Origin of the sequence: Streptomyces sp. NPDC020362, from assembly GCF_040642095.1 — a bacterium.
Taxonomy (GTDB): Bacteria; Actinomycetota; Actinomycetes; order Streptomycetales; family Streptomycetaceae; genus Streptomyces.
In genome coordinates this window covers 1-26,119 of the sequence record NZ_JBFAET010000070.1, presented here as the reverse complement: position 1 = coordinate 26,119, position 26,119 = coordinate 1, and the positions used below count along the sequence as shown (strand labels likewise).

Genomic DNA, 26,119 nt, shown 5'->3' with positions numbered 1-26,119 from the left:
ATTCAATCAATATTGACAGGCATCTGGTCAAGCATGGACAGTCGGATCAAGTTCAGGGAGGAAAGAGCATGTCCATCAACAGGACCGCACCCGTCGTCGACGTACCGCGTGGCCTCGCGGGGGTCGTCGTCACCGACACCGAGGTCGGAGACGTCCGCGGGCTTGAGGGCTTCTACCACTACCGCCAGTACTCGGCCGTCGAACTCGCGCGGACCCGAGGCTTCGAAGACGTCTGGCACCTCCTCGTGCACGGCACGCTCCCGGACGCGGAGCGCCGCGCCGCCTTCGCCGCCGAGACCGCTGCGCTGCGCCGGCTGCCCGCGGACGTCGAGGCCGCGCTTCCCGCTCTCGCACGGGCCGACCGCACCTCCGGCCCGCTCGCCGGGATGCGCACCGCGCTCTCGCTGCTCGGCGCGGCGAAGGGGTTCCGCCCGGTGTACGACACGGACGCGGACCAGCGCCGCGCGGACACCGTCGCCGCCTGCGCGGCCGTGCCGACCCTGCTCACCGCGCTGTACCGGCTCGGGCAGGGGCTCGACCCCGTCGCGCCGCGCGAGGGGCTGTCCTACGCGGCCAACTACCTGTACATGCTCACGGGCGAGGAGCCGGAGCCGCGGCGGGCGCGTGCGGTCGAGCAGTACCTGATCTCGACCATTGATCACGGATTCAATGCATCAACGTTCACCGCGCGGGTCATCGCGTCCACGGGCGCCGACGTGGCCGCCTGTCTGGTCGGGGCCGTCGGCGCGCTGTCCGGGCCGCTGCACGGTGGGGCGCCCAGCCGTGCCCTCGACACCCTGGACGCGATCGGGACCCCGGACCGTATCGACTCCTGGATCCGGGAGCGGGTGCTCGCCGGCGACCGCATCATGGGCTTCGGGCACGCCATCTACCGCACGGAGGACCCCCGTTCACGGATGCTGCGCGAGATCGCTCAGGGCTTCGGGGGCCCGCGCGTCGCCTTCGCGGTCGAGGTCGAGCGGCACGTCGAGGCGATACTCGCCGAGCTGAAGCCCGGCCGCGAACTGCACACGAACGTCGAGTTCTACGCGGGCGTCGTCATGGAACTGTGCGGCCTGCCCCGGGAGATGTTCACCCCCACCTTCGCGGCGGCTCGCGTGGTGGGCTGGAGCGCCAACATCCTGGAACAGGCGGCGGACTCGAAGATCATCCGTCCGGTGGCGCGGTACGTGGGACCGCGGCCCCCGGTCGCGGTGCCGGCACAGCTCTGAGGGACGGCGCGAGCCCCACCCGCTCTCCGCAGGCCGCCGACGGGCATGACGGCATGACGGCACAGAGCAACCCGCCTCGGGGCGCCGCGACGCAGAGCGCCCAACCCGGAGCGCCCGGTGCAGAGCACCCGGCCCCAGGGCACCCCGGCACCCGGCACAGAGCGCCCAACCCCGGGACCCCCCAGCGCAGAGCACCCGGACCCAGGGGACCCCGGCACAGAGCGCCCAACCCCGGGACATCCCGGCGCAGAGACCCGCCCGAGGGCACCCCGGCACACAGCACCCGGCACCCGGCACCCGGCCCCAGGGCATCCCCCGCAGGGCTCCCGGCCTCCGGGCGCCCCGCTCTTATGCTGGTCCGGCAGTCGGTCCACACAAGAGAGGGCGCCCGTTGGGCAGCAGCCGCACCCCGCAGCAGATCCCCGTCGTCGTTCTCGCCGGATTCCTCGGATCCGGGAAGACGACACTCCTCAACCACCTCCTGCACCGCAGCGGAGGAAGCCGTATCGGGGCCATCGTCAATGACTTCGGTGCCATCGAGATCGACGCGATGGCCGTCGCCGGAGCCCTCGGCGACTCGACCGTCTCGCTCGGCAACGGCTGTCTGTGCTGTGCCGTCGACGTGAGTGAACTCGACCTCTACCTGGACCGGCTCGCCGCGCCCGCCGCCGGCATCGACGTCATCGTCATCGAGGCCAGCGGGCTCGCCGAACCCCAGGAACTGGTGCGGATGGTGCTCGCCAGCGGGCATCCCGGCATCGTCTACGGCGGACTCGTCGAAGTCGTCGACGCGGCCGAGTTCGACGGAACCCGGTCCCGGCACCCCGAGATCGACCGGCACCTCGCCCTGGCCGACCTCGTCGTGGTCAACAAGCTGGACCGGGCGCCGGACCCCGACCGCGTTCTCGGCCTCGTCCGCTCGCTCACCGACCGTGCCGCCGTGGTCCCGGCCACCTACGGCCGCATCGACCCGGAGTTCCTCTTCGACTGCCGGCCGAGCCAGGAGCGCATCGGGCAGCTGTCCTTCGAAGACCTGCACGAGCACGGCGACGACGACCACGACCACGCCGGTCATCTGCACACCGGCTACGACAGCCTGTCCTTCGCCGCCGACCTGCCGATGGAGCCCCGCAGGCTGATGCAGTTCCTGGACAGCCGTCCGGACGGGCTGTACCGGATCAAGGGCTACGTCGACTTCGGACCCCACGACACCGTCAACCGGTACGCCGTCCACGCCGTCGGCCCGTTCCTGCGCTTCTACCCGGAGCCCTGGCCGCCCGCCGACGCCCGCCTCACCCAGCTCGTCCTGATCGGCTCCGGCATCGACGCGGGCGCCCTCGGCAAGGAACTGGAGGCGTGCAAGAACGACGCCCCACACGCCGACGAGCACGGCATGTGGGGCGTCCTGCGCTACGTACAGGGCCCGGACGACGCGGACCCGGAGGATCCGCCCGCCCCGAGCCCGGAGGATCCGCCCGCCCCGGGCCTTCAGGATGTGCCTGCCCAGGGCCTTCAGGATCCGCCGGCCTAGAGCACCGGTCCTGCGACGACCGCCACCGTCTTGGGCAGCGACGTGCCCGAGCCGTCACGGCGCGGGTCCAGGTCCGGCAGCTCGGCCGGTGTGCCGTTCTTCTGCGCTGCCATGGCCGGGACCGGACCCGCCCAGGCCAGCGACAGACAGTCCTCGCCCTTCAGGAAACGCTGACAGCGAACGCCACCGGTGGCCCGCCCCTTGCGCGGGTACTGGTCGAACGGCGTCATCTTGGCGGTCGTCTGCACCGAGTCGTCCAGCGTGCCGCGCGAGCCGGCCGCCGTGAAGACCACCGCGTCGGCCGCCGGGTCGATCGCAGTGAACGAGATCACCTTCGCGCCCTCGGTGAGCTTGATGCCCGCCATGCCGCCCGCCGGACGGCCCTGCGGGCGCACGATGGAGGCCTGGAAGCGCAGCAGCTGTGCGTCGTCCGTGATGAACACCAGGTCCTCCTCGCCGGTCCGCAGCTCCACCGCGCCGACGATCCGGTCGCCCTCCTTGAGCGTGATGACCTCCAGCTCGTCCTTGTTCGACGGGTAGTCGGGCACCACACGCTTGACGACGCCCTGCTCGGTGCCGAGCGCAAGGCCCGGGGAGGACTCGTCCAGCGTGGTCAGGCAGACCACCGTCTCGTTGTCGTCCAGGGAGACGAACTCCGCCAGCGGGGCCCCTCCGGCGAGGTTCGGGGCCGTCGCCGTCCCGGGCAGCTGCGGCAGGTCCACCACGTTGATCCGCAGCAGACGGCCCGCCGAGGTCACTGCCCCGATCTCACCGCGCGTGGTCGCCGCGACAGCCGAGACGATCACGTCGTGCTTGGCCCGGTGGGCGCCCGCGTCGTCCGGGAACGGCTCGTTGCCCGCCATACGGGCCAGCAGGCCCGTCGAGGACAGCAGCACCCGGCACGGGTCGTCGGCGACCTGGAGCGGCACGGTGGCGACCGGGGCGCCGGCGGACTCCAGCAGGACCGTGCGCCGGTCGGTGCCGAACTGCTTGGCCACGGCGGCCAGTTCGGCCGAGACCAGCTTGCGCAGCTCCGCGTCCGAGTCCAGGATCCGGGTCAGCTCCTCGATCTCCGCGGTGAGCCGGTCCTTCTCCGCCTCCAGCTCGATGCGGTCGTACTTGGTGAGCCGGCGCAGCGGCGTGTCGAGGATGTACTGCGTCTGGACCTCGCTCAGCGAGAAGCGCTCCATCAGGCGCTCCTTGGCCTGCGCGGAGTTCTCGCTGGAGCGGATCAGCCGGATGACCTCGTCGATGTCGACCAGCGCGGTCAGCAGGCCCTCGACCAGGTGCAGCCGGTCGCGGCGCTTGCTGCGGCGGAACTCGCTGCGGCGCCGCACGACCTCGAAGCGGTGGTCGAGGTAGACCTCCAGCAGCTCCTTCAGACCCAGGGTGAGCGGCTGGCCGTCCACCAGGGCCACGTTGTTGATGCCGAAGGACTCCTCCATCGGGGTCAGCTTGTACAGCTGCTCCAGGATGGCCTCCGGCACGAAGCCGTTCTTGATCTCGATGACCAGACGCAGGCCGTGCTCGCGGTCGGTCAGGTCCTTGACGTCGGCGATGCCCTGGACCTTCTTCGCGTTGACCAGGTCCTTGATCTTGGCGATCACCTTCTCGGGACCCACGGTGAAGGGCAGTTCGGTGACGACCAGGCCCTTGCGGCGGGCGGTCACGGTCTCGATCGAGACCGTCGCGCGCATCTTGAAGGTGCCGCGGCCCGTCGCGTACGCGTCCCGGACGCCGTCCAGGCCGACGATCCGGCCGCCGGTGGGCAGGTCGGGGCCCGGGACGTGCTTCATCAGCGCGTCCAGGTCCGCGTTCGGGTACCGGATCAGGTGGCGGGCGGCGGCGATGACCTCGCGCAGGTTGTGCGGCGGCATGTTCGTCGCCATGCCGACCGCGATGCCCGAGGAGCCGTTCACCAGCAGGTTCGGGAAGGCGGCGGGCAGCGCCACCGGCTCCTGCTCCTGGCCGTCGTAGTTGGGATTGAAGTCGACCGTGTCCTCGTCGATGGACTCGGTCATCAGGCTCGTCGCCGAGGCCATCCGGCACTCGGTGTACCGCATGGCGGCCGGCGGGTCGTCGTTGCCCAGCGATCCGAAGTTGCCGTGGCCGTCGACGAGTGGAACGCGCATCGAGAACGGCTGGGCCATGCGCACCAGGGCGTCGTAGATCGACGCGTCGCCGTGCGGGTGCAGCTTGCCCATGACCTCGCCGACGACACGGGCGCACTTCACGTAGGCGCGGTCGGGGCGCACGCCCATCTCGTTCATCTGGTAGACGATCCGGCGGTGCACCGGCTTGAGGCCGTCGCGGGCGTCCGGCAGGGCGCGCGAGTAGATGACCGAGTACGCGTACTCGAGGTAGGAGCCACGCATCTCGTCCACGACGTCGATGTCGAGGATCTTCTCCTCGAACGAGTCGTCGGGCGGCGGGGTCTTCGTGCTGCGGCGGGCCATCCTGCCTGGCTCCTTGCTGAAGCGTTTGACGGATCTGACGCGGACCATTGTGGACCGAGGTACTGACAACCCGGGCCGCGACCCGGTCTCCGCAGCCCGGCCCGGCACCGGAAGGAACCGCGGACCGGTACGGAGAGGACGGCGGACCGGTACGGAGAGGACGGCGGACCGGTAGGCGGAAAGCGCTCCGGAGCCGTCCCACGCCACCCACGACGCAGGCTACGCGATCCGCTGTGGGCGTACGCCCGGCGGGAACTTCGCCTACGCGTCGCACGCTTGCATACAGTGGCAGGAACGGCAGGAAATCCGCGGTTTCGACGACCGCCTCCGCTCGCGAAGGGACGTACATGCCCATGGGTCACACGACCACAGCCGAGGCAGGCTCCGGGGGCCTGACAGCGACCGAGTACCGCCTTGCCAACGGTCTGCGCGTGGTGCTCTCCGAGGACCACCTGACCCCCGTGGCGGCGGTCTGCCTCTGGTACGACGTCGGCTCCCGCCACGAAGTCAAGGGGCGTACCGGCCTGGCTCACCTTTTCGAGCACTTGATGTTCCAGGGCTCGGCGCAGGTCACGGGCAACGGCCACTTCGAGCTGGTGCAGGGCGCGGGCGGCTCGCTCAACGGCACGACCAGCTTCGAGCGCACCAACTACTTCGAGACCATGCCCGCCCACCAGCTGGAGCTCGCCCTCTGGCTGGAGGCCGACCGCATGGGCTCGCTGCTATCCGCCCTGGACGACGAGTCGATGGAGAACCAGCGGGACGTCGTCAAGAACGAGCGCCGCCAGCGCTACGACAACGTGCCCTACGGCACCTCCTTCGAGAAGCTGACCGCGCTCGTCTACCCCGAGGGCCACCCCTACCACCACACGCCCATCGGCTCGATGGCGGACCTGGACGCGGCCACCCTGGAGGACGCGCGCCGGTTCTTCCGCACCTACTACGCGCCCAACAACGCCGTGCTCTCCGTGGTCGGCGACATCGACCCCGCGCAGACCCTGGCCTGGATCGAGAAGTACTTCGGGTCGATCCCCGGCCACGACGGCAAGCCCGACCCCCGCGACGGCTCCCTGCCCGAGACCATCGGTGAGCAGCTGCGCGAGGTCCTCGTCGAGGAGGTGCCCGCCCGCGCCCTGATGGCCGCCTACCGGCTGCCGCACGACGGCACCCGCGAGGCGGACGCGGCCGACCTGGCCCTCACCGTTCTCGGCGGCGGCGAGTCCTCCCGCCTGTACAACCGGCTCGTGCGCCGCGACCGCACGGCGGTCACGGCCGGATTCGGCCTGCTGCGCCTGGCCGGCGCGCCCTCCCTCGGCTGGCTGGACGTGAAGACCTCCGGTGACGTCGAGGTTCCGGTGATCGAGAGCGCGATCGACGAGGAGCTGGCCCGGTTCGCAGCGGAGGGCCCCACGCCCGAGGAAATGGAGCGCGCCCAGGCCCAGTTGGAGCGCGAGTGGCTGGACCGGCTCGGCACGGTCGCGGGCCGCGCCGACGAACTGTGCCGGTACGCCGTCCTGTTCGGCGATCCGCAGCTCGCCCTCACCGCCGTCGAGCGGGTCCTGGCGGTGACCCCCGAAGAGGTCCAGGAGGTCGCCAAGGCCCGCCTGCGCCCCGACAACCGCGCGGTTCTCGTCTACGAGCCGAAGTCCCCGGAGACCGCGCAGGATGCCGACGTGCCCGAGGACCCGGAGCAGGAAGCGACCGTAGAGGCCGGCAACGACGACGAGGAGACGGCCAAGTGAGCGAGCTCGCCACCATGGACTTCCACCCCCAGCCGGAGCCCGGCGAGGCCAAGCCCTGGGCGTTCCCGGCCCCCGAGCGTGGCAGTCTGGACAACGGCCTGACCGTGCTGCGCTGCCACCGCCCCGGCCAGCAGGTCGTCGCCGTGGAGGTGCTGCTGGACGCGCCCCTGGACGCCGAGCCGGCCGGCCTGGACGGCGTCGCCACGATCATGGCGCGGGCCTTCTCCGAGGGCACCGACCGGCACTCCGCGGAGGAGTTCGCCGCCGAGCTGGAGCGGGCCGGCGCCACGCTCGACGCGCACGCCGACCACCCCGGCGTCCGTATCAGCCTGGAGGTCCCGGCCTCCCGGCTGGCCAAGGGCCTCGGCCTGCTGGCCGACGCCCTGCGCGCGCCCGCGTTCGCCGAGAGCGAGGTCGAGCGGCTGGTCCGCAACCGCCTGGACGAGATCCCGCACGAGCTGGCCAACCCCTCCCGCCGGGCCGCCAAGGAACTCTCCAAGGAGCTGTTCCCGGCGACCTCGCGCATGTCCCGACCGCGCCAGGGCACCGAGGACACGGTCGAGAAGATCGACGCGGCGGCCGTGCGCGCCTTCTACGACCGTCATGTGCGGCCCGTCACGGCCACCGTGGTGGTGGTCGGCGACCTCACCGGCACCGATCTGGACGCGCTGCTCGGCGACACCCTGGGCGCCTGGACCGGCACCCCCGGCGAGCCGCGGCCGGTGCCTGCGGTGAGCGCCGACGACACCGGCCGTGTCGTCATCGTGGACCGGCCCGGCGCCGTCCAGACGCAGCTGCTCATCGGCCGGATCGGCCCCGACCGGCACGACCGGGTGTGGCCCGCCCAGGTGCTCGGCACGTACTGCCTCGGCGGCACCCTCACCTCCCGCCTGGACAAGGTCCTGCGCGAGGAGAAGGGGTACACGTACGGCGTGCGCGCCTTCGGGCAGGTCCTGCGCTCCGCGCCCGACGGCACGGGCGCCTCGATGCTCGCCATCAGCGGCTCCGTGGACACCCCGAACACCGGTCCCGCGGTCCAGGACCTGTGGACGGTGCTGCGCACGCTAGCGGCGGACGGTCTGACCGACGCCGAGCGCGATGTCGCCGTGCAGAACCTCGTCGGCGTGGCGCCGCTGAAGTACGAGACCGCCGCGGCCGTCGCGAGCACCCTGGCGGACCAGGTCGAGCAGCACCTGCCCGACGACTTCCAGGCGACGCTGTATCAGCAGCTCGCCTCCACCGGCACGGTGGAGGCCACCGCGGCGGTCATCAACGCCTTCCCGGTGGACCGCCTGGTGACGGTTCTGGTCGGCGACGCGGCCGAGATCAAGGCGCCGGTCGAGGCGCTCGGCATCGGCGAAGTCACCGTCGTGGCGGCCGAGTAGAGCCCGGACGCCGCCACGCGCGGGGGCCCTGACGACCGACGGGTCATCAGGGCCCCCTGCCGTGCGCCGCCCTTCTCCAGATGTCCGAATTGGGGCAGAGCTGCCCGTCTGCCCTGTGGGATGTACTACAAAAGCGCGGATCCGTTTGGGGATCGAAAGCCGGGCCGCTTAGCGTCGTCCGGGCTGTCCGTCAGGCAGTGCGCCGCGCCCGCGGCACCGGACAGTCATCGCCGAGTCCCCGTACGGCGCGAGCCAGGGGAGCCGGGGACCCACCGCAGTCCCTGGGGTGAATCGGACGCCCGCGCGCGAGCGAGGGGGTCCGTAGGAGACCTTCCTGCTCCGAACCCGTCAGCTAACCCGGTAGGCGAGAGGGAAGGAAAGGACCAGCCATTTCATGGCGTTCATAGGTGCCACCGGGAAGCACCGCAGGCCCGGCCGGGCCAGGCGCACCTCCGTCCAGGCGGCCGGCATCGCGGCTCTCACCGGTACCGGTGTCATCGGCACCCTCGCGGCCACGCCGGCGCTCGCCTCGGACAGCTCCGCCGAGCAGACCGGCCTCACCCCGGTCATCACCGTGAGCGACTCGCTCGCGGAGCAGATCGACGAGCAGGCCACCGCCCAGAAGGAGGCCGCCGAGCAGAAGGCGGCCGAGGAGGCCGCGGCCAAGGCTGCCGCCGAGAAGGCCAGGGAGGACCGCGAGGCCCGGGCGCGTGCCGCCCGTGAGGCGGAGCGCAAGCGTCTGAACGCCTTCGTCGCCCCGATCGCGAACTCGTACGTCTCCACGGGCTACAAGACCGGCGGCTCCCTGTGGTCCTCCGGCTCCCACACCGGCATCGACTTCCACGCGGCCAGCGGCACGGTCGTCCACGCGGTCGGCTCCGGGACCGTCGTCTCCACCGGCTGGGGCGGGGCCTACGGCAACCAGATCGTGATCCGGATGGCCGACGGCATGTACACCCAGTACGGCCACCTGTCGTCCATCGGCGTCACCGTGGGCCAGAAGGTCACCCCGGGCCAGCAGATCGGCCTGTCCGGCGCGACCGGCAACGTCACCGGACCGCATCTGCACTTCGAGGCCCGTACGACGCCCGAGTACGGCTCGGACATCGACCCCGTCGCCTACCTCCTCAAGCACGGCGTGAACGTCTGACGCCTCCGCGAGCGCGGTGCCGGTGCCTCCTCCGCGAGCGCGGTGCGAGTGCCTGACTCCTCCGCGAGCGCGATGCGGGTGCCCGGCACCTCGGCTAGCACGGTGCGGGTGTCCGACGGCCGCGCGTACGGCAGCCCAAGCCCCGGCTCACGAGCCGGGGCTTTCGCCGTTTTTCACTGCGCCCGCCGCACCCGCTGTCCAAAAAATATCCATGGATTCCGGCCCGCCGTCGGAAATTCCGACTCATTGCAATAGAGTCACGGAACACACGTCCATCGTCGACGTTTCACGGGGATTAAGGCGGAGGTCGGTCATGCGTGTTCCGGCGCACTCGGTGTGCACGGCGATCCGGGACGACATCGTCGCCGGTGTCTACGAGCGCGGCAGCCGCCTCACCGAGGAAGTCCTGGCCCGCCGCTACGGCGTCTCTCGCGTCCCCGTCCGCGAGGCGCTGCGCACCCTGGAGGCGGAGGGCTTCGTGGTGACCCGGCGGCACGCGGGTGCCTGTGTGGCCGAGCCGACCGAGCAGGAGGCCGCGGACCTGCTGGAGATGCGCATGCTCCTGGAGCCCCTCGGTGCCTCCCGGGCCGCCCAGCGGCGTACCGAGGCCCATCTGAAGGTGCTGCGCGGTCTGGTCCGGCTGGGTCAGGAGCGGGCCAGGCACGGCAGCAGCGAGGATCTGCGCTCGTTGGGCGGCTGGTTCCACGAGACGCTCGCGCAGGCCTCGGGCAGCTCCTCGCTGACCTCGGTGCTGACCCAGTTGCGGCACAAGATCGCCTGGATGTACACGGTGGAGCCGCCGTCGAGCCCGGCGGAGTCCTGGGCGGAGCACGGCGCCATCGTGGACGCGGTGGCGCGCGGCGACGGCGAGCGCGCGCGGGCGGTCACGGCGCTCCACGCCGAGCGCGCGACAGCCGTGCACCGGCTGCGATTCCCCTCGCAGGGCGACCGCACGGAGCGTGTGAGGAATTCGCAACATGCCGTAAACATGCCGAGCCTGCGGCATTAACACGGGCGCCGTATACAAAGAGGAGATATTCGTTGGGCGTGTATTTCCGCTGCCCTTTTCCCGGTGCACCGGGAATTCTCGCTCGCGTGCCGTCCGTGCGCCTGCCGTGAATTCATCCGGCCGACCGCTCCCGGAGCGGGGGCTGCCGAAAACGCAGAAGCCGCGCCACCCGGAAATGGTGACGCGGCTCCGGCATGGATCAGACGGTCTCGGGCAGCTCTTCCAGGCCCTCGGTGACCAGCTTGGCCAGACGGTCCAGGGCGGCGTCCGCGCCCTCGGCGTCGGAGGCGAGGACGATCTCCTCGCCGCCCTGGGCGCCCAGACCCAGAACGGCGAGCATGGAGGCCGCGTTGACGGGGTTGCCGTCGGCCTTGGCGATCGTCACGGGAATACCGGAGGCCGTCGCGGCCCGGACGAAGATGGAGGCGGGGCGGGCGTGGAGACCCTCGGCCCAGCCGACGTTGACGCGGCGCTCAGCCATGTGTTGCTGCCCTTCACTGTTCAGGGTTGTCTAGACCAGTTTCCCATATCGCGAAGCATGCCCGGAGCGGGCCTTCGCCCCGCCCCTGTGTGTCGCCGGACCGCGGCCTCGGTCCGGCTTCCGTCCTCCACAGACTGCCTCGCGCCGTTGTCGTACGCGAGCCGTACTCTGGGGCCCATGCAGAGCCCGGCGGACCGGCGCGACCGGCATGAGTACCCCGCCCACTGGGAGGCGGACGTGGTGCTGCGCGACGGGGGTACCGCGCGCATCCGGCCCATCACCGTTGATGACGCCGACCGCCTGGTCAGCTTCTACGAGCAGGTCTCGGACGAGTCGAAGTACTACCGCTTCTTCGCGCCCTACCCGCGCCTGTCCGCCAAGGACGTCCACCGCTTCACGCACCACGACTTTGTGGACCGGGTGGGGCTCGCGGCCACCGTCGGCGGCGAGTTCATCGCCACCGTACGCTACGACCGCATCGGCGCCGACGGCCTGCCCGCCTCCGCGCCCGCCGACGAGGCCGAAGTCGCCTTCCTGGTGCAGGACGCCCATCAGGGCCGCGGGGTCGCCTCCGCCCTTCTGGAGCACATCGCGGCCGTCGCGCGCGAGCGCGGCATCCGCCGCTTCGCCGCCGAGGTGCTGCCCGCCAACACCAGGATGATCAAGGTGTTCACGGACGCCGGGTACACCCAGAAGCGCAGCTTCGAGGACGGCGTGGTCCGCCTGGAGTTCGACCTCGAACCCACCGACCGCTCCCTCGCCGTGCAGCGCGCCCGCGAGCAGCGCGCCGAGGCTCGCTCGGTACGGCGGCTGCTGGCGCCCGGCTCCGTCGCGGTCGTCGGCGTCGGCCGCGCGCCCGGCGGGGTGGGGCGCAGCGTCCTCGGCAACCTCCGGGCCGCCGGCTACTCCGGCGGCCTGCACGCCGTGAACCGGGCCTTCCCCGAGGACCTCAAGGAGGTCGACGGCGTCCCGGCGTACCGGTCGGTGCGGGACATCGAGGGGCCGGTGGACCTCGCCGTCGTCGCCGTACCGGCGGAGCAGGTGCCCGCGGTGGTCGCCGAGTGCGGCGAGCACGGGGTCCAGGGCCTCGTCGTCCTCGCCGCCGGGTATGCGGAGAGCGGGCCCGAAGGGCGCGAGCGGCAGCGGGCCCTCGTGCGGCACGCGCGCGCGTACGGCATGCGGATCATCGGCCCGAACGCCTTCGGCGTCATCAACACCGCACCCGGCGTCCGTCTGAACGCCTCGCTGGCCCCCGAGATGCCGCGCCCCGGCCGCATAGGCCTGTTCGCGCAGTCCGGAGCCATCGGCATCGCGTTGCTGTCCCGGCTGCACCGGCGCGGGGGAGGGGTCACCGGGGTCACCGGCGTGTCCACTTTCGTGTCCGCCGGGAACCGCGCCGACGTCTCCGGCAACGACGTCCTCCAGTACTGGTACGACGACGCGGAGACCGACGTCGTGCTGATGTACCTGGAGTCCATCGGCAACCCGCGCAAGTTCACCCGCCTGGCCCGGCGCACGGCGGCGGCGAAGCCGCTGGTGGTGGTGGAGGGGGTCGGTTCCGCGCCGCAGGGGCACGCGGTACGGGCGACACGGCTGCCGCACGCGACCGTCTCCGCGCTGCTGCGGCAGGCCGGGGTGATCCGGGTGGACACGATCACCGAACTGGTCGACGCGGGCCTGCTGCTCGCCCGGCAGCCGCTGCCCGCGGGGCCTCGTGTGGCGATCCTCGGCAACTCGGAGTCGCTGGGGGTGCTGACGTACGACCGGTGCCTTGCGGAAGGTCTTCGGCCGTCGCGCCCGCTGGACCTGACGACCGGGGCGACGGCGGGCGACTTCCATCGGGCGCTGGCGCGGGAGCTCGCGGACGACACGATCGACGCGGTGGTCGTCACGGCGATTCCGGCGATCGGCGAAGGGGTACCGGGGGACGCGGAGCTGGCGGAGGCGTTGAGGTCGGCTGCGGCGCGGGCGCCCGGGAAGCCGGTGCTCGTGGTGCATGTGGAGCTCGGCGGCCTTGCGCAGGCGTTGTCGGCTGCGGCGAGTACGGCGCCCCAGGCCGCTGCGAAGGCACCCGGCGTCGAGGGGGGTGCCCCCCCTCCCCTGCTCTCGCCCTCGCTCGAACTCCAGCGGGAGGACCCCCGCCGCCCTGCGGAACGACCGCGGCCGCCCACCGCGGCAGCGGGTGCTGGAACGGCACCCGGCGCGGTCGCGGGACCCGGCGAGCCCACCCCGGCGGAGGCCCTTTCGGGAGGCGGCCCCTCCGAAGGAGCTGCCGCTGAGGGCGCCGCCTCCGAAGGTGCTGCGGCTGGCGGCACTCGCTTGGCAGAGGCTGCCGCTGAGGGCGCCCCCTCCCGCCTCATCCCCGCCTACCCCGCCGCCGAGCGTGCCGTGCGGGCGCTCGCCGAAGCCGTGAAGTACGGGCAGTGGCGGCGGGAGGCCGAGAACCCGGGCAAGGTGCCGGAGTACGACGACATCGACGAGAAGGGCGCCGCCCGGCTGATCACGCAGCTGCTGGAGCGCGGGCAGGGGTTCACGCTCGGGCAGGCGGAGACCTGCGACCTGCTCGGGAAGTACGGCATCCCGGTGCGCCGGGCGCTCCCCGCACCCGCCCCGGACGCCGCCGCCGAGGCCGCCCGCACCCTCGGCTATCCCGTGGCCCTCAAGGCCACCGCCCCGCACCTGCGCCACCGCGCCGACCTGGGCGGGGTCCGGCTCGACCTCGCGGACGAGGAGCAACTGCGCCGAGCCTACGCCGAGTTGACCGAGCTGTTCGGGGAACCCGAGGAGCTGCGGCCGGTCGTGCAGTCGATGGCGCCCCGGGGAGTCGACACCGTCGTACGTGCCGTGATCGACCCGGCCGCCGGGGCCGTGCTGTCCTTCGGGCTCGCCGGGGCCGCCTCGCAGCTGCTCGGGGACATGGCGCACCGGCTGGTCCCGGTCACCGACCGGGAGGCGACCGGGCTGGTGCGGTCGATCCGTACGGCACCGCTGCTGTTCGGATGGCGAGGCTCCACGCCGGTGGACACGCCCGCGCTGGAGGAGCTGCTGCTGCGGGTGTCCCGGCTCGTGGACGACCACCCCGAGGTGGTCGCCGTCACCCTGGAACCGGTCGTCGTCGCCCAGCACGGGGTGAGCGTCCTCGGCGCCACCGTGCGGCTCGCGCCGCCGCCCGCCCGCGACGACCTCGGTCCGCGCACACTGCCGGCCTACTGAGCGGGGGAGGGGGCGCATGGAGATCGCCGGGCGGGAACTGCCCGAAGGCAGCTGGTGGGACTGGGAGGTGATCGTCTGGGACGCCGGACAGCTGCGGCTGGCCGCCGGACACGACCTCACCTACCACCACGGCCTGGAGCTGGTCTTCGTCGCCCCGGCCTTCGTGTCCTGCCCGTCCGACTTCCAGGACCCCGTCTTCCGCCCGCCCACGGCGGAGGAGACGATGCGTCTCGCGCGAACGCTCGGCGAAACACCGCCCCTCGTGGTCGCGTTCGAAGCGGACGCCGGCGGCCGCGAACCCGTCTCCTGTCTGGTCGCCGCCGAGCGGCTGGACATCCTGCCGGGGCTCGTCCTGCGGCAGCCGCACGCCGGTGGCGAGGCCGCCCGGCGTGCCCGCGACTGGCCCGGACCCCCCTTGCCCACGGATTAGGATGGACGCCATGGCCAAGACCAGTACGACGACCCAGGGGCTGCGCACGGCGATCGAGCGCAGCGGCTACTACCCGGCCCTCGTGGCCGAGGCGGTGGAGGCCGCTGTGGGCGGCGAGCCCATCCGGTCGTACCTGGTCCACCAGGAGACCACGTTCGACCAGAACGAGGTGCGCCGGCACGTGACCGTCCTGGTCCTCACCGGCAACCGCTTCATCGTCAGCCACACCGACGAGCAGGCCGCCGACACCACCTCGCCGACGCCGTACGCCACGACGTCCACGGAGTCCGTGAAGCTCGGCAGGATCTCCTCGGTCGTGGTCAGCAGGGTGGTCGCGAACCCGGAGCAGTACACGCCGGGCTCGCTGCCCCGCGAGGTCGTCCTGACGATCGGCTGGGGCGCGGTCAGCCGTCTCGACCTGGAGCCCGCCGCCTGCGGCGACCCCAACTGCGAGGCGGACCACGGCTACACGGGCAGCTCCACGGCTGACGACCTCAGCCTGCGTGTCAGCGAGGCCGGGGACGGCCCCGAGACGGTGCGCCAGACGCTCGCCTTCGCACAGGCCATCTCCGAGGCGACCGCGGACGTCACGCGCTGATGTCCCACCCGTTTCCCCCCGCCGCCCATGATCGAGGGCGCTCCGTGCCCACCCCTCCCGGCTCTTCCCACTGGGACCACCCGGAACCGCTCGCCCTCGACACCGCGCCGCTGCCCGAGTACGGCAGCGGCTCGCTCGCCGACCTGCTGCCCACGCTGGCCGCCGGCCTCGGTGTCCCCGGTACGACCGCCACGATCACGGAACTGACCCCGGCCGACCGGGTCTGTGTGTTCCTCATCGACGGGCTCGGCTGGGAGCAGCTCAGGGCGCACCCCGAGGAGGCGCCCTTCCTGACCTCGCTGATTCCCGGCTCGCGCGGGGGCACCGGACGCCCGCTCACCGCCGGCTACCCGGCGACCACCGCCACCTCCCTCGCCTCGGTCGGCACCGGCCTGCCGCCGGGCGCCCACGGCCTGCCCGGCTACACGGTGCGCAACCCGGCCACCGGCGAGCTGATGAACCAGCTCCGCTGGCAGCCGTACACCGACCCGCGCCCCTGGCAGCCGTACCCCACGGTCTTCCAGCTGGCCCACGAGGCCGGTGTGCACGCCGCGCAGGTGTCCTCGCCCACCTTCCAGCACACCCCGCTGACCAAGGTCGCGCTCAGCGGTGGCACCTTCCACGGACGGCTGACCGGCGAGGACCGCATGGACCTGGCCGCCGAGCAACTGGCCGCCGGTGACCGCTCCCTGGTGTACACCTACTACGCCGAGCTGGACAGCGCCGGACACCGCTACGGGGTCGCCTCCGACACCTGGCGCGGACAGCTCATGAACGTCGACCGGCTCGCCCAGCGCCTCGCCGAGCAGCTGCCGCCGCGCAGCGCGCTGTACGTCACCGCCGACCACGGCATGGTCGACATCCCCTTCGACGAGCAGCACCGCATCGACTTCGACGAGGACTGGGAGCTGCGCGCCGGAGTCGCCCTGCTGGGCGGCGAGGGACGGGCGCGGCACGTCTATGCGGTGCCGGGCGCGCAGGACGACGTCCTGACCGTCTGGCGCGAGGTGCTCGGCGAGCAGTTCTGGGTCGCCTCGCGGGACGAGGCGATCGCGGCGGGCTGGTTCGGGCCGCCCGGTGAGTGCGACGAACGCGTGTACGCGCGCATCGGGGACGTGGTCGCGGCCGCCCACGACGACGTCCTGATCATCGCCTCCGAGCGGGAGCCCAAGGAGTCGGCGCTGGTCGGCAACCACGGTTCGATGACCCCTGCCGAGCAGCTGGTCCCGCTGCTCGAAGTACGCTCCTGACGTCCCTGCCCTCCGCCCCCTCGCCGAAAGGTGCTCAACTCCTCATGCCCGAGCTGGTGTTCTTCTCCGGAACGATGGACTGCGGGAAGTCGACGCTGGCTCTGCAGATCGAGCACAACCGCTCCGCGCGCGGTCTGGCCGGCATGATCTTCACCCGGGACGACCGGGCGGGCGAGGGCAAGCTGTCCTCCCGGCTGGGTCTGGTCACCGACGCGGTGGAGGTCGAGGACGGCCAGGACCTCTATGCGTACCTGGTCGAGCACCTCTCCCAGGGCGGGCGCGCGGACTACGTGATCGCGGACGAGGCGCAGTTCCTCGCGCCCGAGCAGATCGACCAGCTCGCGCGCGTGGTGGACGACCTCGGCCTGGACGTCTACTCCTTCGGGATCACCACCGACTTCCGCTCCAAGCTCTTCCCGGGCTCCCAGCGGCTGGTGGAGCTGGCCGACCGTATCGAGGTGCTCCAGGTCGAGGCGCTGTGCTGGTGCGGCGCCCGCGCCACGCACAACGCCCGCACGATAGGCGGCGAGATGGTGGTGGAAGGCGCCCAGGTGGTCGTCGGCGACGTCAACCAGTCCGCGGGCGAGATCGGCTACGAGGTGCTGTGCCGCCGCCATCACCGGCGCCGGATGACCGCCGCAACGGCCCGCGCCGCGGCCCTGTCCCCGGACGTCCTGCCCGTGTCCACGGGCTGAGGCAGGCCGCGAGCGGCTCACTGAGGGTTGTGGACCACCGAGAACACCGCCCCCTCCGGATCCGCCACCGTGCCGACCCGGCCGTGCTCGCTGTCGTGGGCCGGCCGGAGCACTTGGCCGCCCAGCTCCGCGACCTGCCGCAGCGTCCGGTCGGTGTCCGCGACCTCGAAGTACGTCAGCCAGTGCGGCCCCCGGTCCCGGGGCAGCCCATGGCCGACCCCGTGGAGACCGGCCACCGGACGGCCCCCGACGCGCAGGGTCACGTAGTCGAAGCCGGCGGCGGGCACGGGCTCCTCCCCGTACCCGAAGACGGTCTCGTAGAACTTGGTGACGCTCTCGGTCTCGAAGGTGAGCAGCTCGTTCCAGGCCGGTGTGCCGGGTACGCCGCTGATCGCCGTGCCGAGGTGGGCGGCCCCCTGCCAGATCCCGAACACCGCCCCGGACGGGTCGGAGGCGATGGCCAGCCGCCCGGCCTCGGCCGCGTCCAGCGGGCCGACGGCCACCGTGCCGCCGCACAGCCGTACGGTGTCGGCCGTCTGGTCGACGTCGTCCGAGGCGAAGTAGGGCGTCCAGGCGATCGGCAGCCGGCGGTCCGGGGGCAGCTGGCCGATGCCGGCCACCTCGTGCCCGTCCAGCAGCGCCCGCACGTAGGGGCCGAGCTGCTGCGGGCCCGGCCGGAACTCCCAGCCGAACAGCGCCTCGTAGAACTTCTCGGTCGCGGCCAGCCCGTGCACCATCAGGCTCACCCAGCTGGGCGTGCCGGGCGTGCGCCGCGCGTGTGGACCGGCCGACTCCCGTGCCTCGGTCATCGATCACTCTCTCCCCGGCCCCTCACGGTGGCCGTGTCGCTTCCGCTCCCCGGAGGGCGGTGCCGCTGGTGCGTGCACGCCCGCTCCGGTACCCGCATCCCCCGGTGTACCGCGTGCCGTGCCGCGCCGTTGCCCGGGCGGTACCCCTCGGAGGATGTCCGGTCTGCCGTCGTACGCGGCTTCCTGACGATGGACGACGGGTGTCCGTCGGCTGTACAGCGTGTACTCGATCCCGTACGCCTGGTGATCGACCCTGTACGGCGGAGCAGAGTAGCCGGACCTGGACGCCGCGGCCACCCCTGGCGTAAGGATGGACGCCATGACAGTCATCATCACCGCAACCGAACTGGCCCAGGACCTGACCGCGCAGCGCCCGCCCGTCCTGCTGGACGTCCGCTGGCAGCTGAGTGTGGCGAAGGCGGCGGGCGCCCCGTCCTTCGACGGCCGCGCCGAGTACGCGGCCGGGCACATCCCCGGCGCGGTCTTCGTCGACCTGGACCGGGAGCTGGCTTCGGCCCCCGGAGACCGTGGCCGGCATCCGCTTCCGGACCTCACGGAGTTCGGCGCGGCCATGCGCCGTGCGGGCGTGTCGGCCGACCGTCCGGTCGTCGTCTACGACGGCGGGCAGGGCTGGGCGGCGGCGCGCGCCTGGTGGCTGCTGCGCTGGACGGGTCACCCGGACGTGCGGGTCCTCGACGGTGGATTGCCCGCCTGGGAAGGCCCTCTTTCGACGGACGTGCCGGCCCCGTCCGAGAGCGCCTTCCAACCGGCGCCGGGCGCGGCCGGGTTGCTCGACGCCGACGGGGCCGCCGCCCTGGCCCGCGCGGGCGTGCTGCTGGATGCGCGCGCGGGGGAGCGGTACCGCGGTGAGGTGGAGCCGATCGACCGGGTCGGCGGCCACATCCCGGGCGCGGTGTCGGCGCCGACGAACGAGAACGTGGGCCCGGACGGCCGTTTCCTGCCCGCGGCGGAACTGCGTGACCGGTTCAAGGCCCTGGGCGTGTCCGGCGACGCGGAGGTGGGCGTGTACTGCGGCTCGGGCGTCTCGGGCGCGCACGAGGTGCTGGCCCTGGCGGTCGCGGGCATTCCGTCGGCCCTGTACGTCGGCTCCTGGTCGGAGTGGTCCTCGGACCCGTCCCGCCCGGTCGCGGTGGGCGCGGACCCGCAGTAGGCAGCAGGAAGAGTGGGGGCACGCACCTGTGCCCCCACTTCAAACGGCCGTACGGCCGGTTTACTCCTGCTTCTTGCGCCGTGTGCCGAACACGATCTCGTCCCAGCTCGGCACGGCGGCACGGCGGCCTGGGCGGACACCGTCGGCCTCGGCCTGACGGTCGGTCGCACCGATGAGCCGGTCGCGGTGGCTGCCCACCGAACGGGGCATGAGGACGTCCGCGTAGGCGGAGCCGGCCGAGGCGGCGGACGCCGGGGGCTCCTCCGCCTCGGGCTCGTCGACGGGCTCCTCCGGGCTCTCCGACGGCCGTTCCGGAACCACCAGGTCGCCCCGGAAGCTCGGCACCGCCTCCAGGAGGCTGGTGAGCGAGTCGCGTTCGCCGGTGTTCTCCTCGACGGGCTCGGACGGCTGTGCCGGCAGGCTGGGCCGCTCCCGGTCGCCGCGGTCGAGGGCCCGGTCCATCGAACGCTCGCGCGGCAGCCGGGCGATGCGCGGGACGAACGGGAAGCTCGGCTCCGCCACGGCGAGGTCGTCGGACTCGCCGATCAGCGAGCGCGCCTCGTCGTCGACGGCCTGGACGAGCCGCCGGGGCGGGTCGTACGTCCAGCTCGCCGAGTGCGGTTCGCCCGCGACCCGGTAGACGAGGAGGACCTCCCAGGTGCCGTCGTCGCGGCGCCAGGAATCCCACTGCACGGAGTCCTTCTCGGCGCCGCGCAGCAACAGCCGCTCCTGGACGGCCTCGCCGAGCAGCGGGCCGGAGTTCTCGCCGGGCCTGCGCACCGGGGTCTTGCGGGCCCGCTCGGCCATGAAGGCACGCTCGGCCAGCACGGGTCCCTCGAAGCGCCGGACCCGGTCGACGGGAATGCCGGCGAGCTGGGCGACCTCTTCCGCGGTGGCACCTGCACGTATACGGGCCTGGATGTCACGGGGGCGGAGATGGCTCTCCACCTCGATCTCGATCTGGCCGAGGCGTGGGCGGTCGCCGCGTACGGCGGCGCGCAGCCGCTCGTCGATCGGAAGCGTGTACTCCGTTGCGTCGGCAGCCTTCAGCACCAGCCGTGTGCCGTCATTCGAGACGGCCACGACACGCAGTTCGGGCATGGGGACCTCCCGGGTGGTGCCTGCCGACGTCACGTGCGTCGCTGCTTCCGCTAGTCGAGTGTGGCCTGCCCGGGTGCAGCCTGCCACAACCTTGCCGAGTTGCCCGGCGTGTCGGGCACGGGCCCTGGGTCGCCGTTATGGCACGGTGACCTGTTCGCAACGCTAAGTGACCAAAGCCGTCACCCTGTGCAACTAGCCCCCTCCCGGCGGTCCTGCAAGGCCGCGGACACCCTGGTGGGAGACCGGACCCAGGGCTCGCAACAGTACTCCATTCGGACCACGTGCGTGGATCGGCGCGCCGCCCAACTTCTGGCAAGGCGTGCAACTTGGCCGTCCGTCAACGGGTTTCGGTGATCGCGAACGTGGCGAACTTCACGCAATCCACAGAAACGGAACTAATGGTTTCGCTCGCACGTCCCTTTCTCGTGCAGTCGGCCGATCTGTTCGTTCAGGTCGCTCAAGCACGGGAAAGGGAGGCAAGTTCCGGGTATGCGTGAAACACCCGATCCGGGTCGGAAGCGGATCGATCTGAACGTCCCCCAGGTCGCAGGCGGCGCCCTGGCGGCGGTCGTGGCGGCCAAACTGGCTTCGTACTTCGGGGTGTACGGCACGATTCTCGGCGCCGGGCTCGTCAGTGTCGTCGCCACCTGCGGCGGCAGCGTCTTCCAGCACTTCTTCAAGCGGACCGGCGAGCAGATCCGGGAGGTCACGGTCACCCCCCGGCCGAAGAGCCAGGAGCCGCCGGGCCAGGAGCCGCCGGGCCAAGTGCCGGCCGCCTCGGGCGGGTTCACCGAGGGAACCGTCTACCGTGCGCGGGTCAGGAGCTGGAGGCGCCCGGTCCTCGCGGCCGCCCTCGTCTTCGGCGTCACCATGTCCGGCATCACCACGTACGAGCTGGTGAGCGGCAGCAGCTTCAGCGGCGGTACGGGCACGACGGTCAGCGACGCCGTCGGCGGCCGGGGCTCGTCCTCACCCGGGACCGACGAGGAGAAGGCCCCTTCGCCGGCTCCGTCCCCCTCGTCCCCCGCGTCTTTCGCGCCGTCCTCGCACACACCGGCGACAGGTCCCCACGACGGTGGTGCGGCCGGCAGTGCGACACCCGCGCCGGGGAAATCGGCGAGCGGGGAGCCGAGCGGCGACCCGGCCACCCCGGCCCCCACGCCCGGCGGGTCCACGGCGACGCCTACGCCCCCAGAACCCTCCGCAAGTAGTCGTTCTGGAACAGCCGTTCCGGGTCAAGACGGTCCCGCAACGCCGTGAACTCGCCGAAGCGCGGGTACGCCTCGGCGAGGTACTCCGCGTCCCGGGTGTGCACCTTGCCCCAGTGCGGCCGGCCCTCGTGCGCGGTGAAGATGCGCTCGGCAGCGGTGAAGTAGGCCTGGTAGGGCGTGCCGCGGAACATGTGGACGGCGACGTACGCGCTGTCCCGTCCGGAGGCGGTGGACAGGGTGATGTCGTCGGCCGGGGCGGTGCGCACCTCGACCGGGAAGCTGATGCGCAGACCGGAGCGCTCGACCATGGCCTTCAGCTCACGCAGCGTCTCGGCCAGGGCCGCGCGCGGGACGGCGTACTCCATTTCGACGAAGCGCACCCGGCGCGGCGAGGTGAAGACCTTGTAAGGGATGTCCGTGTACGTCCGCGCGGACAGGGCCTTGCTGGAGACCTGGGCGATCGCCGGAATGGCCGCGGGCGCGGCGCGGCCGACCCACTGGGCCACCTGGAAGACGCCGTTGGAGAGGAACTCGTCCTCGAACCAGCCTGCCAGCTGTCCCACCGGCTGCTCGGGCCCGGCGCTGCGGTTGTTGCGCTTGGTGTTGGTGTTGCCGGTGTGCGGGAACCAGTAGAACTCGAAGTGCTCGTTCTCGGCCCACAGCTGATCGAACTCGGACAGCACCCGCTCGAAGGACATCGGCTCCTCGCGTGCGGTGAGCAGGAAGAGCGGTTCCACGGCGAAGGTGATCGCGGTGACGATGCCCAGGGCGCCGAGGCCCGTCCGGGCCGCCGCGAAGACCGCCCGTTCCTCTTCGGTCCCCTTCTCGGAGCAGGTGATCACCGAACCGTCGGCCGTCACGAGTTCGAGCGCCTTGATCTGGGCCGCGATGGAGGCGGACTCCCGGCCGGTGCCGTGAGTGCCGGTGCTCGTGGCCCCGGAGACGGTCTGCTCCATGATGTCGCCCATGTTGGTGAGCGACAGACCCTCGCGCGCCAGGGCCGCATTGAGTCTCTTGAGCGGGGTGCCCGCCTCGACCGTGACGGTCATGGCGTTCCGGTCGATGGCGCGGATCCCGGTCAACAGTTGAGGGCGGATCAATACACCGTCGGTGGCGGCGATCGATGTGAACGAGTGCCCGGTCCCGACCGCCTTCACCTTCAGGCCGTCCTCCGCGGCCCGGCGCACCGCGGCGGCCAGCTCCTCCACCGACGCCGGCGTTTCCTGCCGTACGGGGCGGGCGGCGACGTTGCCGCCCCAGTTACGCCAGGTGCCGCTCTTCGCGCTCACTGTGGTGCTCAACGGTGCCTCCCCGACCCGCGGCCGGCCTGCGGAGCCGGCGGTACCCGAGGAAACCGACCGCGACCGCGACGGCCCCGGACACGGCCGGGACCCCGTACCCGGCCCGCGCCCCGGCTGTGTCGATCACCCAGCCGGCCACGGACGAGCCGAGCGCGACCCCGACCGCGAGGCCGGTGCTCACCCAGGTCATGCCCTCGGTGAGTTTCGCGCGAGGTACGTGCTCTTCGATGAGGGACATCGTCGTGATCATCGTCGGTGCGATGGACAGCCCCGCAACGAACAGTGCCACGGCCAGAAGCGGCAAGTTTCCGACCAGTAGGAGGGGGATCATACTCACGGCCATCGCGCCCACGCCCAGGAGCCAGCGACGTTCCGGTGCCCCCGTGAACCGCAGCAGCCCGAAGACCACGCCCGCGGCGCAGGATCCGGCCGCGTACAGCGCCAGCACCACGCTCGCGGCGCCCTTGTGGCCGCGCTCGTCGGCGAAGGCCACGGTGACCACGTCGACCGAACCGAAGATCGCCCCTGTGGCCGCGAAGGTCGCCACCAGCACCTGGAGCCCGGCCGACCGCAGGGCGCTGCCGCCGCCGTGCCGCTCGCGCGGGTGCGGCTCCGGTTCGGTGGCGCGCTGGGCGGTCAGCCAGACGACGCCGGCGGCCAGGAAACAGGCGGCCAGCAGGGGGCCCGCCTCCGGGAACCAGGCCGTGGACAGGCCGATGGAGATGATCGGCCCGAAGATGAAGCAGACCTCGTCGACCACCGACTCGAACGAGTAGGCGGTGTGGAGCTTCGGCGTGCCCCGGTACAGGGCCGCCCAGCGGGCCCGGATCATCGCGCCCAGGCTCGGCACCGAGCCGATGCCGGCCGCGCAGACGAACAGCACCCAGTCCGGCCACCGCAGATGCGCGGCGAGCAGCAGTCCGAGGGCGGCCACGAGTGCCGCGAGAGTGGCGGGGCGCAGCACCCGGCGCTGGCCGTGCCGGTCCACCAGCCGGGATATCTGGGGCCCGATCGCGGCGGCGGACAGCGCGATGGTGGCCGACAGCGCGCCCGCGAGGCCGTAGCGCCCGGTGAGCTGCGAGACCATCGTGACCACGCCGATGCCCATCATCGACAGAGGCATCCGGCCGAGGAACCCCGCGGCCGAGAAGCTCTTGGTGCCGGGCTCGTCGAACAGGGCGCGGTAGGGGCTGGGCACGTGGTCTCCGGGGCGGGTCGGTAAGGCGCGAAGGCTGCCGATACAGCTTACGAGTTAGGGGACCCTAATTGCACCGGGAATGACAGCGGGAAATACCGGACTAAACCCACTGGAACTCGACTCTTCACCCCGCTGTTGCCCCGCCGTCGGTGCCGGGTGGCAGGATCGAGTCATGCCAGACGCGCTCGATGCCACCCCGTACGACGCCCTGCTCCTGCTCTCCTTCGGCGGCCCCGAAGGCCCGGACGACGTGGTCCCGTTCCTGGAGAACGTCACCCGCGGGCGCGGCATCCCCAAGGAACGCCTCAAAGAAGTCGGGCAGCACTACTTCCTGTTCGGCGGGGTCAGTCCCATCAACGACCAGAACCGCGCCCTGCTGGACGCCCTGCGCAAGGACTTCGCCGAGCACGGCCTGGACCTGCCGGTCTACTGGGGCAACCGCAACTGGGCCCCGTACCTGACGGACACCCTGCGCGAGATGGCCGCCGACGGCCGCCGCCGCATCCTGGTCCTCGCCACCAGCGCCTACGCCTCCTACTCGGGCTGCCGCCAGTACCGGGAGAACCTCGCCGACGCGCTGGCCACCCTCCAGGCCGAGGGCGTCGAGCTGCCGAAGGTCGACAAGCTGCGGCACTACTTCAACCACCCCGGCTTCGTCGAGCCCATGATCGACGGGGTGCTGCGCTCCCTCGCCGACCTGCCCGAGGACGTCCGCGGCGGCGCCCACCTCGCCTTCACCACACATTCCGTCCCGGAAGCCGCCGCCGACAGCTCCGGCCCGGTCGAGGCGCATGGGGAGGGCGGTGCCTACGTCGAGCAGCACCTGGACGTGGCCCAGCTGATCGCCGACGCCGTCCGAGAGCGCACCGGCGTCGACCATCCGTGGCGGCTGGTCTACCAGTCCCGCTCCGGCGCCCCGCACATCCCCTGGCTGGAGCCGGACATCTGCGACCACCTCGAAGAGCTGCACGGCAACGGTGTCCCGGCCGTCGTCATGGCGCCCATCGGCTTCGTCTCCGACCACATGGAGGTCCTCTACGACCTCGACACGGAAGCCTCTGCCAAGGCCGAGGAGCTGGGGCTGCCGGTGCGCCGCTCGGCCACCGTCGGCGCCGACCCGCGCTTCGCGGCGGCGATCCGTGAGCTGATCCTGGAGCGGTCCGCCGTGGAGCGCGGCCGGGAGGTCACGCCGTGCGCCCTGGGTGCGCTCGGCGCTAGCCACAACCTCTGCCCGGTCGGCTGCTGCCCGGCCCGTGCCCCCCGCCCGGCCGCCGCGGGCGCCGACAGCCCCTACGTGTGAGGAGACCCGTGACCGACCCCCTGCACAGGGAACTGCTCGACCTGGCCCAGGAGGCCGCCCGCCGCGCCGGTGAGCTGCTGCGGGACGGCCGCCCGGCCGACCTGGCGGTGGCCAGGACCAAGTCGAGCCCGATCGACGTCGTCACCGAGATGGACATCGCGGCGGAGAAACTGATCACCGATCTGATCTCCGGCCGGCGCCCCGCGGACGGCTTCCTCGGCGAGGAGGGCGCCGACACCGAGGGCACCAGCGGCATCCGCTGGGTGATCGACCCGCTCGACGGCACCGTCAACTACCTGTACGGGCTGCCGACCTGGGCCGTGTCCATCGCGGCCGAGCAGGACGGCGAGACCGTCGTCGGGGTCGTCGCAGCCCCGATGCGCGGCGAGACGTACCACGCGGTGCGCGGCGGCGGTGCCCGGGCCACGGGCGCGTGGGAGGGTGAACGCGCGCTGTCCTGCCGTCCCGCGCCCCCGCTGGACCAGGCGCTGGTCTCCACCGGCTTCAACTACGTGGCCGAGGTCCGCGCCCACCAGGCCGAGGTGGCCGGGAGGCTCGTCCCGCTGCTGCGTGACATCCGGCGCAGCGGCTCGGCGGCGGTCGACCTGTGTGACGTGGCCTGCGGCCGGCTGGACGGGTACTACGAGCGCGGGCTGAACGCCTGGGACTTCGCGGCGGGCGACCTGATCGCCCGGGAGGCGGGCGCCCTGACCGGCGGACGGCCCGGAGAGCGGCCCTCGCGCGATCTGACCGTCGCCGGTACCCCGGGGGTTTTCGAGCCCCTCCAGCGGCTGCTGGAGGACTTCGGGGCCTGGCACGACTGAGTCGTGACCGGGCGGGGCCGAATCCCCGGGCC

General features: G+C 72.2%; 21 protein-coding genes and 1 riboswitch. Of the genes, 15 read left to right on the top strand and 6 right to left on the bottom strand.

What is annotated here, in order from left to right; genetic code table 11:
* Window positions 1-68 precede the first annotated feature (68 nt).
* Window positions 69-1,232, top strand: coding sequence for a citrate synthase/methylcitrate synthase (locus AB0H32_RS24160; protein ID WP_361124174.1), 1,164 nt, complete (start codon window positions 69-71; stop codon window positions 1,230-1,232).
* Between the two features lie 391 nt (window positions 1,233-1,623).
* Entirely contained in the window at window positions 1,624-2,763 is a 1,140-nt protein-coding gene (locus AB0H32_RS24155) for a CobW family GTP-binding protein (RefSeq protein WP_361124172.1), read from the top strand.
* Here AB0H32_RS24155 and AB0H32_RS24150 read toward each other — a convergent pair.
* A complete protein-coding gene (locus AB0H32_RS24150) occupies window positions 2,760-5,219 on the bottom strand; it encodes a DNA topoisomerase IV subunit A (protein ID WP_361124170.1) in 2,460 nt (819 codons plus the stop codon). The two genes, AB0H32_RS24155 and AB0H32_RS24150, sit on opposite strands and share 4 nt — an antisense overlap.
* A 347-nt stretch (window positions 5,220-5,566) precedes the next feature.
* Between AB0H32_RS24150 and AB0H32_RS24145 the strand changes: the two genes are divergently transcribed.
* The 4 genes from AB0H32_RS24145 to AB0H32_RS24130 all read left to right on the top strand — a co-directional run bounded on the left by AB0H32_RS24145 (window position 5,567) and on the right by AB0H32_RS24130 (window position 10,505).
* Complete coding sequence (locus AB0H32_RS24145) at window positions 5,567-6,961, top strand: pitrilysin family protein (RefSeq protein ID WP_361124168.1); 1,395 nt, start codon at window positions 5,567-5,569, stop codon at window positions 6,959-6,961.
* Complete coding sequence (locus AB0H32_RS24140; protein WP_361124166.1) at window positions 6,958-8,346, top strand: pitrilysin family protein; 1,389 nt, start codon at window positions 6,958-6,960, stop codon at window positions 8,344-8,346. The genes AB0H32_RS24145 and AB0H32_RS24140 overlap by 4 nt, the downstream gene beginning before the upstream one ends.
* A 218-nt stretch (window positions 8,347-8,564) precedes the next feature.
* A riboswitch (cyclic di-AMP (ydaO/yuaA leader) is annotated at window positions 8,565-8,728 on the top strand.
* Window positions 8,729-8,740: 12 nt separating this feature from the next.
* On the top strand, window positions 8,741-9,496 hold the full coding sequence (locus tag AB0H32_RS24135; RefSeq protein WP_361124164.1) for a M23 family metallopeptidase: 756 nt from the start codon (window positions 8,741-8,743) through the stop codon (window positions 9,494-9,496).
* A 313-nt stretch (window positions 9,497-9,809) separates the two neighbouring features.
* Complete coding sequence (locus tag AB0H32_RS24130; protein ID WP_361124162.1) at window positions 9,810-10,505, top strand: GntR family transcriptional regulator; 696 nt, start codon at window positions 9,810-9,812, stop codon at window positions 10,503-10,505.
* Between the two features lie 199 nt (window positions 10,506-10,704).
* Here the strand turns inward: AB0H32_RS24130 and AB0H32_RS24125 are convergent, their stop codons facing one another.
* Window positions 10,705-10,986, bottom strand: a complete 282-nt coding sequence (locus AB0H32_RS24125) for an HPr family phosphocarrier protein (protein WP_361124161.1) — start codon at window positions 10,984-10,986, stop codon at window positions 10,705-10,707.
* A gap of 177 nt (window positions 10,987-11,163) precedes the next feature.
* On the opposite strand from AB0H32_RS24125, the gene AB0H32_RS24120 reads away from it, so the two are divergent.
* The 5 genes from AB0H32_RS24120 to AB0H32_RS24100 are packed head-to-tail and all read left to right on the top strand — an operon-like array spanning window position 11,164 to window position 17,172.
* Complete coding sequence (locus AB0H32_RS24120) at window positions 11,164-14,199, top strand: GNAT family N-acetyltransferase (RefSeq protein WP_361124159.1); 3,036 nt, start codon at window positions 11,164-11,166, stop codon at window positions 14,197-14,199.
* 16 nt (window positions 14,200-14,215) lie between these two features.
* On the top strand, window positions 14,216-14,629 hold the full coding sequence (locus tag AB0H32_RS24115; protein WP_361124157.1) for a hypothetical protein: 414 nt from the start codon (window positions 14,216-14,218) through the stop codon (window positions 14,627-14,629).
* 10 nt (window positions 14,630-14,639) lie between these two features.
* Entirely contained in the window at window positions 14,640-15,227 is a 588-nt protein-coding gene (locus AB0H32_RS24110; protein ID WP_361124155.1) for a DUF5998 family protein, read from the top strand.
* Complete coding sequence (locus tag AB0H32_RS24105; protein ID WP_361124153.1) at window positions 15,227-16,477, top strand: nucleotide pyrophosphatase/phosphodiesterase family protein; 1,251 nt, start codon at window positions 15,227-15,229, stop codon at window positions 16,475-16,477. The genes AB0H32_RS24110 and AB0H32_RS24105 overlap by 1 nt, the downstream gene beginning before the upstream one ends.
* Before the next feature lie 44 nt (window positions 16,478-16,521).
* Window positions 16,522-17,172: a thymidine kinase gene (locus AB0H32_RS24100; RefSeq protein WP_361124152.1), complete on the top strand. Its 651-nt coding sequence runs from the start codon at window positions 16,522-16,524 to the stop codon at window positions 17,170-17,172.
* A gap of 17 nt (window positions 17,173-17,189) precedes the next feature.
* On the opposite strand, the gene AB0H32_RS24095 is transcribed toward AB0H32_RS24100, so the two are convergent.
* Window positions 17,190-17,981 (bottom strand): VOC family protein, encoded by a 792-nt coding sequence (locus tag AB0H32_RS24095; RefSeq protein ID WP_361124150.1) that lies wholly within the window; start codon window positions 17,979-17,981, stop codon window positions 17,190-17,192.
* Between the two features lie 319 nt (window positions 17,982-18,300).
* On the opposite strand from AB0H32_RS24095, the gene AB0H32_RS24090 reads away from it, so the two are divergent.
* The gene (locus tag AB0H32_RS24090) at window positions 18,301-19,152 is read left to right on the top strand and encodes a sulfurtransferase (protein WP_361124148.1); all 852 of its coding nucleotides are present in this window, start codon (window positions 18,301-18,303) and stop codon (window positions 19,150-19,152) included.
* Between the two features lie 60 nt (window positions 19,153-19,212).
* Here AB0H32_RS24090 and sepH read toward each other — a convergent pair whose 3' ends face one another.
* Window positions 19,213-20,253: a septation protein SepH gene (gene sepH, locus AB0H32_RS24085; protein ID WP_361124146.1), complete on the bottom strand. Its 1,041-nt coding sequence runs from the start codon at window positions 20,251-20,253 to the stop codon at window positions 19,213-19,215.
* Between the two features lie 489 nt (window positions 20,254-20,742).
* On the opposite strand from sepH, the gene AB0H32_RS24080 reads away from it, so the two are divergent.
* Window positions 20,743-21,513, top strand: coding sequence for a hypothetical protein (locus AB0H32_RS24080; RefSeq protein ID WP_361124144.1), 771 nt, complete (start codon window positions 20,743-20,745; stop codon window positions 21,511-21,513).
* Here the strand turns inward: AB0H32_RS24080 and AB0H32_RS24075 are convergent.
* Window positions 21,437-22,765: a D-arabinono-1,4-lactone oxidase gene (locus AB0H32_RS24075; RefSeq protein WP_361124143.1), complete on the bottom strand. Its 1,329-nt coding sequence runs from the start codon at window positions 22,763-22,765 to the stop codon at window positions 21,437-21,439. The genes AB0H32_RS24080 and AB0H32_RS24075 overlap by 77 nt on opposite strands.
* Entirely contained in the window at window positions 22,725-23,963 is a 1,239-nt protein-coding gene (locus tag AB0H32_RS24070; RefSeq protein WP_361124141.1) for an MFS transporter, read from the bottom strand. Before AB0H32_RS24070 ends, AB0H32_RS24075 begins: the two co-directional genes overlap by 41 nt.
* A gap of 172 nt (window positions 23,964-24,135) precedes the next feature.
* Between AB0H32_RS24070 and AB0H32_RS24065 the strand changes: the two genes are divergently transcribed.
* Both AB0H32_RS24065 and AB0H32_RS24060 read left to right on the top strand, forming a co-directional pair.
* Entirely contained in the window at window positions 24,136-25,263 is a 1,128-nt protein-coding gene (locus AB0H32_RS24065) for a ferrochelatase (protein ID WP_361124139.1), read from the top strand.
* 8 nt (window positions 25,264-25,271) lie between these two features.
* Window positions 25,272-26,087: an inositol monophosphatase family protein gene (locus AB0H32_RS24060; protein ID WP_361124137.1), complete on the top strand. Its 816-nt coding sequence runs from the start codon at window positions 25,272-25,274 to the stop codon at window positions 26,085-26,087.
* Window positions 26,088-26,119 lie beyond the last annotated feature (32 nt).